Consider the following 7,872-nt stretch of genomic DNA (forward strand, 5'->3'; position numbering starts at 1 on the left):
CCCACCCCCCCTATGGCCTCCTCCCCTCCCGCCTATACCGGAAAGTCCCCAACACACCTAATTTGTATTATGAAAGGTGGGGATGCCCGAAGAAGCAAGGACTACTGCGATACTAAGAGCTTTTTTGCCGGACTGTTGTCCTCCTTGTAATCCCCCAATGATAATAAAATGCCTAAGGCAGCCCCGAACCCCGCTCCATTGGCAGCCCCCAATACGTCTGCAGACACCATGGGATTTCTGAATACGCTTTGAAAAACAGTCCCTGAAACAGCCAAAGAGCTGCCGATTAATATTGAGGCTACAATTCGGGGGAGTCTGACGCTAAATATGATAGTATTTATTTCTGTATATGCGTTAATGGATTGCTGCGTAGCTTTCAGAGCCAGCAAATTAATAAAATCAGTAAAATTGATGGTGTATCTACCAATAAGGACAGAAAATATAAACAGGGAAATAAGGATTATAATAAATATAGTAAATTTAGGCAGGTAAGCAGTGTTATGTTTGCTGATAACATGTATCATTACATAATGCATCCTTTTAATAAGTGTACTTCAAAGCACAGGACGCAAAATAAGCGATATCCTGCGTGCAAATAACTATATCATGACATAACATAATATAACATCATATAACTGTTGATGTCAAGTATTCTTCATAATCCAGGTTTTGTCATATGCTTTTGGAATAACAAAAGCCAGTACTAAAACAGGCTTTTCGGACCATCAAAAAAGCCCATGTTTCTCAGGTTGAAACATGAGCTTCTTAACGATCTGAGGCTGCCTTTTTGTGTTTATGGGGTCAGGCTTGACTTATTGTTGCAAACTTGACTTATTGTTAAGTCAAGTTTGACCCCATTCCGAAGAATTCCTTTTGAGATGCTCTTTCTCCACTCTGGAGGCCAGGTTTTTACCTTCGGAAAACACTGAATGGTATTTGGACTCGCTTAATGCCGTCATGCCGAGTTGCCTTGGGATCCGGTCTTTCGAACGGCAAAGCGCCAAAACCCGTTCCTCCAGGAAGGGATAATCAACTACCCAGGCCAATGCTCTTGCCGCCAGTTTTCTGGTTTCCGGCATTTGAGCTGAACTTCCCAGATCCAGCAGGGCGTTGAAAGCCTGCTCACCCCCCATCAGGCGAAGCGCCCGGATTTGCGCAACTGCAAATCCTGCGCGTTTTTCCTCCAGTGCTAAAGAACGGATACGGGAAATAAACTGCTGAAATGGATGACGATCGCAGACATACAGGGCCGCCCACAAAAGACCGGGATTATCCGAAACTAAAAATAGGCCAAGGATTTCTGCCAGGATAGGGTCGTCCTCAGACATTTCGTCGGCAATCATCAGGCCGTCGATTGCTCCGGAAAAGTTTCCTTTTGCAATGGAAGATTCGATTTCCTTCTTCAGGATCAAGCTTGCTTCTTTCTCTGTTTCGCTGCAGGCAAAGAGGTTGCGGGCGCAGTCCAGCAAAGATGCAAAAAGAGGATTCATTTGCATGCAATAGAGGGCGGCCGAGTCCTGGATCACTGTACTCCAGTTGGGGCTGGTCACAGAGATTACCATACCTCCGGCTGTCCAGTCGTCCGGAACCCGGCAGAAGGCGGTCCTGCGCACCTGCAGGATCAAAAAGGGCATTAGAGCTTGGATTAAATCCCGGGATTGAATAACAGAATGACGATAAATAGCCCCGCCTTCGGTATATCCCCGGAAGGCGTAGACCATTTGAAAGTTTCCGTTTCCCTTCTTCTCCAGGGATGCGATTAACTCCGGACGGCGGTTTAACTCCTCCGCCAGGGTGAGAAAGTTATCCCTGTCCACTGACAACAGTGCGTAAAGGCCATCCAGGACTTCCAGTTCCGCTTGAAAAGGACTTGTTTTCTGAGAAAACGACCCAAACGTGAGGGCGTCTTGAAGAAGCGGGCGGAATCTTTCAAGTTCCTCACCGGGCCGGATTTTCAGCCTGGAATGAAAATCATTTGCAGGTTTCATTATTGTATTTCTCCTGACACAAGTATCTATACGCCGAAACCGAATTTCTGTTTCGCCAGGTGAAGCTCGGGGGCCGGGTGCGACGCAAGAAATACCGGTGTTCCGCAAGAAATATGCTCGCCGCGGCAGTCGGCCCAATAAATGACAGGCTGAAGCTGCTGAATCTTTCCGTAATCTCCTTTGAATACCGTGTTGATTCTGAAAGTGTCTACGTCGTCTGCCTTATAGCTGAAGTATTTTCCGGGGAAGATGGGGTATTGCTCGCCGCCTGCGGTTAATTCTACCAGTTCCTCAAAAGGATCCAGCACAGGCTTTAATGTTCCAAAGGATGCGCCCTCCGGAATGTCATATTCATTTAATACCTTGAGCTCCATCCGGGAAATGGCCGCTGTTTCACGGCCCTGATTAAAAACCATGAATGTGCGGAGGCAAAAACCGGCCGGCGCGTGGCGCTGGGAAACAGTGTAATCCATGACTGATCCGGCGGTAAGATCATATCCTCTGAGAAATTCTTGATCGACCCTGAGGAAGTGGACATATTCTAGCCTTTCGCTGTTGATAACCAGTTTCCCGGGCTTTTTTTCAGAAGTGTCCATAACTTTTTTGTAAATGTTGTCCAGCGTGGCCGCAGCTTGTGCTTCCCTGGCCAGGAGAAGGAAAAGATCATCGGAGATCCGGTCCAGCCCTTTCAGGACGTCGTTAGTCCACTTGGGGGTGATGCCTGCCGATTCCAGCGCCTCCCCGATTTTCGCCACATCTTCCTTCCTTTCTTTCATCGCGTCCATTGCTTCCCGGACCGCTTCCTCGGAAGATTTATAGCGTGAGGAGATAGATTCGGGCAGTCCTTTGAAAAGTTTTTCCACCAGCGGCTTGATGACCGGCCAGGCCGGCCCCAGAAAACCTCCGGCAACATCCAGCCCGAATTTCAGGCCTTGTTCCAGAAGCGTTTCTATTAATTTTCGAACCAAATCGTCTTTTAAGATGCCGGATCACTCCTTAGTTTTTATTAAATAATTATCTGGAAAAAGCAATTTTTGAAGTGGCTGAAACCTGATTTTTTATAGAAAATTATAGCATTTAAGCTTAACACTATCATGTCCGTTCAGCTTGTCAATAGTTATGGTGATAAGAGGCTTGAGATACTATAAGTATCTCAAGCCTGACTCTTGTGTACCGTTTGTTGGTTCCATAGCGCATGTTCTGCTGTTGCCTTTTCGGTGCAAATGTGGAATTATAAAAGAAAAGATGTCCATTCTAAGGTTCAAAGATTACCCTTACAAATATATGAAGATAGGAGAATACAAATATGACGAGTTTCCATGAGCTCAATATAGACACTGTCATCATAACCGCCCTTGGTAATATGGGATTTGAAGAGCCTACACCTATTCAGGAAATGACCATACCCATAGCTATTATGGGCCGCGATGTTATTGGCCGGGCCCAAACCGGTACAGGCAAAACCGCTGCCTATGGGATACCTCTGGTAGATAGGTGCGAACAAAACCTGGAACAGATCCAAGGTCTGGTTATTGTCCCAACCCGCGAGTTGGCTATGCAGGTGGCCGAGGAACTTAATAAGATCGGCAGCCAGAAAAAAATTCGTTCCTTACCCATCTATGGCGGTCAGGATATAGAACGGCAAATACGGGCGCTTAAAAACCGCCCACAAATTCTTGTAGGAACTCCGGGCAGGTTGATGGATCACTTGCGTCGTAGAACCATCAGACTAAATCAAATAAAAATACTGGTATTGGATGAGGCTGATGAAATGCTTAAAATGGGTTTTAAAGAGGATATTGAGGAAATACTCAAACAAGCCCCAGAGGAACGCCAAAACCTGTTATTTTGTGCTACTATGCCCTTGTATATTCAAAATCTTGCCCGTGAATTTTTTAATAATCCGGAAATGGTACATATTGATCCCCGGGTTGTGACTGTGCTAAATACCGAACAGCAATATATTGAGGTGCCGGAAAGGCAAAAACTAGATGTCCTATGCCGTTTACTTGATATTCAAAATCCTGAACTAGCTATAGTATTTGGCGGGACCAAGCGAAGGGTTGATGAAATTGCTGAAGCTTTGATTAAACGAGGATATCTAGCGGATGGGATTCACGGGGATTTGTCACAGAGCCAGCGGGATATGGTCATGCGTAAGTTTAAAAATGGGACGAATGACATTTTGGTGGCAACCGACGTTGCCGCCCGTGGTTTAGACATTAGCGGAGTAACCCACATTTACAACTTTGATATACCACAGGATGCAGAGTGGTATATCCACCGCATAGGCAGGACTGGCCGAGCTGGAGAAACCGGTCTGGCAATTACTTTTGTAACTTCGAGAGAAATAGGACACTTGAAATACATCGAAGAGTTGATTAAGCATAAGATAATTCGCAAACCCATGCCTACCTCGAATGATGCTTTGGCCGGACAGCAGCAGATAGTAGTGAATAATCTGCTGGAGGCGGCATATAAAGAGGATATTCAAGCCTACAAGACACTGGCTGAGGGCTTGTTGGAGGAACATGATTCGGTTACTATGTTAGCTGCGGCGTTAAAGATTATGACTCGTGAGCCAGAAGATAAGCCCTTGCCGGTTTTGACTGAGGCTCCTCCAATCCATCTTAGAAGTGTTAGTAAACCTAAAGCAACTAATACCAGCCATCGTCATAAAACAGGTATCTCACGCAAAACGATTCACCTCCGTACTCCGAAGCGCAGCCGATAGGGGTAAAACGGATGGGCTTTTCCAGAGCGATGTCAATATCTAATAAGTCAATCCTGACCCCATGCTATTATTTTTGTCTTAATAGGTAACCGTTCTCGTATAGCGGCGCCAGCACTCTCCCAGGGATATTCATTCGAGTTTAAATGCAAAATATATTGTATATTGGTTATTCTGGAGGTCTTTCCCAGTTGTCTAAGATAAGATTGTATTTATTTCTGTCAATCCTTCTCGTATTTTTTACGCTTATAACAGGCTGCAGTTCACCTCCCCGTAAACTTGATCAATCATTTCAGCCAAAAGCAGAAAACAAACAGGTTTATCTGGTCAATAACGCTGTCGAAGATATCCTGGCGGATGCCGACAGCAGCTCGGAGAGAGTCACCCAGGCGCTGTTGGGAGATCCGGTGCAGATCATTGATGAATCAAGCGTGGAATGGTACAAGGTTAAAGTTCCGGACGGTTATGTCGGTTATGTAAGAAAGGGTGCTATAGTAAAGGAAAGCCAGTCAAGCAGCTATCTGCGTAACGGTAAAGTGGCCATGATCAAAGCCGGCAATGTGTTGATCCTTGTTTCCTCCGAATCAAAGACCGGGGTCGGCAGGGCTTTCAGAGGCTCTCAGCTCCCTTTGATCAAACAAGAGAATGATTGGTTGGAAATAGCTCTGCCAGGCGGCCGTAATAGTTGGATAAAAGCGGACGACGCCATGCTGCTCCCTAAAAGGGATAGAGCTCAAAAGGGAAGCCCTGATAATGTTATCGCTACAGCCAGATTATATCTGGGCGTTCCCTACCTTTGGGGTGGTGTCACCTCACAGGGAATTGACTGCTCGGGACTTACTTATATCACCTATTTATTAAACGGGGTCAAGCTGCCAACATGCAGTATAAAACCGGGACTAATGTGGATAGCATAGCTGATTTAAAAAAGGGCGATCTGGTATTTTTCGCAACCGACGCTCCTAAACCGGATATCACACATGTTGGCATTTATATAGGCGCCGGCAGGTTCATTCATGCCGCCAATAAAAAAGAAGGAACAATAATCAGCAAGTTGGAGGAACCAAAGTATCTGTCGGCTTTTCGAGGCGGAAGAAGATTTTTATAGCCTGCCCTCGCTACACAACTCGGATCTCCAGCAAATACAACTTTTCCCCTTAACCTGCTTTTTAGGGTCGTTTCATGCAAATTTCTCTGACATTGTTATTTGGATAAGTCAATTGTTTAAATAAGTCAAGCCTGACCCCTTTCCCTTGTGCAGGCCGTAGCGAAAGCGAACCAGTGGTGGCCTCGAAAACGCAGTTGCTGTTGGCGACCCTACCTCAACAAGGGGAAGCCTGCTACCTGCCGTGAAGAAACGAGAACATGCAGCGGCAGGGACAGTCGTGGTGATTAAGGACGGCATGTATCCAAGGTTAACCGGAAAGACACGAGAGACCTCTATGGACGGAAGTGGCACTTCCAAAGGCTGGATATAAGGTCCAATCGGCCGAAATTTCAGACCTGTTCATAGAGGAGTCGGAGGCGCCCATACTATCAATGATGGCTGGACAGCATAACCAGTCGGAGAAAAGGGGCGCTGCTTTACCAATGTATGCATGAAAGGGAGGATGACTGATTGCCACGGCTAACACAGTCTTTTGAAAAAGTCCGCGACTTTCAACGCAAACTTTATATTAAGGCCAAGCAGGAGAAAGACTTCAGATTCTACAGTTTATACGACAAAACATATCGGAAAGATATGCTTCAATGTGCATGGCAACAATGCCGGTCTAACAAAGGAGCGCCGGGAGTGGACGGAATAAGCTTCAATACAATCGAACAAACCATTGGTGTTGAAATTTTTCTTTCAGAGATTGCAACAGAGTTAAAAAGTGGCGCTTATCGTCCTCAACCAGTTAAGCGTGTTTACATACCCAAACCAGATGGCAGTCAAAGGCCACTTGGCATACCCACGATCTATTCATACTGCACCCTCCTCAAACATGTTTTGGGATATAGTTATAGAATTAATTTCCATTATTAATAATTGATCGTTTTAAAGATATTTTGGCATCAAATTTTTAACTGATTAATTTTTGCAATGTGCTTGGAATTTTCGACCCATTCAGATAAAGTTTTTTCAATTTCATCGTTAAGTATAATGTTCCAAGGCCAGCCCGGAGCAAGCTTAGTTCCTTTAATTATACCGTTGTAGAGCCAATAATAGACCACATGAGTACTAATATCATAACGGTTAGCAACCTCCTTAACCGTAAATCCATCACCCCCTGGCCCCTGGATTCGGTAGCGATAACGTAACCAACTAACAGAAGCCTTGGTGAAGAGCCTGCCTTCCGGAGTCCGGTAACCCGACTCATTTAGATGCACAGCAATTTGGTTGTCAGTTAAGTTATGTGCCAGAGTCCCGATAATTTGTACCGTTTCAGCAGTATGCTTGCGCATCATATATGGCGGCAAAGGCTTTTTGACGTGAAGGACCTCACAGAAGTTATTGCGCCAGCGCAAACCCAGACTGACATTCTTTTGGCCAGGCTGGCAATTTACAGTGACATCTTCAATCAAAAGGCGTACAATCCGCTTCCGGTCTTTAGCCTCAGTGGTTGGCGCCCTCCAGATGCGGGGCAGATCTTCCGCCAAGGCAAGGATATCTTCCTTGTCCTTAGCAGTAGGCCGCCAAGACCGGTTGGCACGATACCGGTCGTATCCTTCCCGGAGGTTATTAAATGCCATCATTTTTTCATTCCATCTTGCTTCAAGGCTACGAACAACCAGGCGGTTTTCCGGCTCAGCCAGATCATGCTGTCGCTGTGCCCGGTCAACCTCATATTGAGCGCGCTCAAGTGACAGCTTCCAGCTCATTTCAACCTCATCCTCCCGATCCAGGACCTTATCCAAAGCCAGAAGGGCGAGTTCCAACTGTGCCGGTTGCATCGTCTCCATGAGCCTGACCTCAATAGCCCGATCCACCGGTGTTTTAAACAATGAAAAACTACCGAATAAAGCGGCAAATTTTTCACAAAGAATTGCCGGTGAAATTTCCAGCTGATAAAATAAAAAGTGCTTCCCTTTGATTCCGGACAGAATCAAATAAAAGGGGAAACACTTTTCAACATAAAAACAAATTGAGATTATACAATTTCGGACGCAATG

General features: G+C 45.7%; 7 protein-coding genes and 1 pseudogene. 4 read left to right on the forward strand and 4 right to left on the reverse strand.

Translation table 11 applies throughout. The annotated features are described in order from the left end of the window. Positions 1 to 101: 101 nt before the first annotated feature. From DEH07_12110 to DEH07_12120, 3 genes are all read right to left on the reverse strand, one after another. A complete protein-coding gene (locus DEH07_12110) occupies positions 102 to 536 on the reverse strand; it encodes a hypothetical protein (protein ID HBY05224.1) in 435 nt (144 codons plus the stop codon). A gap of 306 nt (positions 537 to 842) precedes the next feature. Next, a complete protein-coding gene (locus tag DEH07_12115) occupies positions 843 to 1,988 on the reverse strand; it encodes a hypothetical protein (protein ID HBY05225.1) in 1,146 nt (381 codons plus the stop codon). A gap of 26 nt (positions 1,989 to 2,014) precedes the next feature. Then, positions 2,015 to 2,956 (reverse strand): hypothetical protein, encoded by a 942-nt coding sequence (locus tag DEH07_12120; GenBank protein ID HBY05226.1) that lies wholly within the window; start codon positions 2,954 to 2,956, stop codon positions 2,015 to 2,017. 338 nt (positions 2,957 to 3,294) lie between these two features. Between DEH07_12120 and DEH07_12125 the strand changes: the two genes are divergently transcribed. The 4 genes and pseudogenes from DEH07_12125 (at position 3,295) to DEH07_12140 (ending at position 6,679) form a co-directional block, all read left to right on the forward strand. Continuing rightward, positions 3,295 to 4,722, forward strand: coding sequence for a DEAD/DEAH box helicase (locus DEH07_12125; protein ID HBY05227.1), 1,428 nt, complete (start codon positions 3,295 to 3,297; stop codon positions 4,720 to 4,722). 143 nt (positions 4,723 to 4,865) lie between these two features. Continuing rightward, entirely contained in the window at positions 4,866 to 5,636 is a 771-nt protein-coding gene (locus tag DEH07_12130; GenBank protein HBY05228.1) for a hypothetical protein, read from the forward strand. After that, positions 5,600 to 5,827: a hypothetical protein gene (locus DEH07_12135; GenBank protein ID HBY05229.1), complete on the forward strand. Its 228-nt coding sequence runs from the start codon at positions 5,600 to 5,602 to the stop codon at positions 5,825 to 5,827. The genes DEH07_12130 and DEH07_12135 overlap by 37 nt, the downstream gene beginning before the upstream one ends. Positions 5,828 to 6,337: 510 nt before the next feature. Then, positions 6,338 to 6,679 (forward strand): annotated as a pseudogene (locus DEH07_12140) (group II intron reverse transcriptase/maturase). A 95-nt stretch (positions 6,680 to 6,774) separates the two neighbouring features. Here DEH07_12140 and DEH07_12145 read toward each other — a convergent pair. Then, positions 6,775 to 7,809 (reverse strand): hypothetical protein, encoded by a 1,035-nt coding sequence (locus DEH07_12145; protein HBY05230.1) that lies wholly within the window; start codon positions 7,807 to 7,809, stop codon positions 6,775 to 6,777. Between the last annotated feature and the right edge of the window lie 63 nt (positions 7,810 to 7,872).

The sequence above is a fragment of the Desulfotomaculum sp. genome, assembly GCA_003513005.1.
Taxonomy (GTDB): domain Bacteria; phylum Bacillota; class Desulfotomaculia; order Desulfotomaculales; family Nap2-2B; genus 46-80.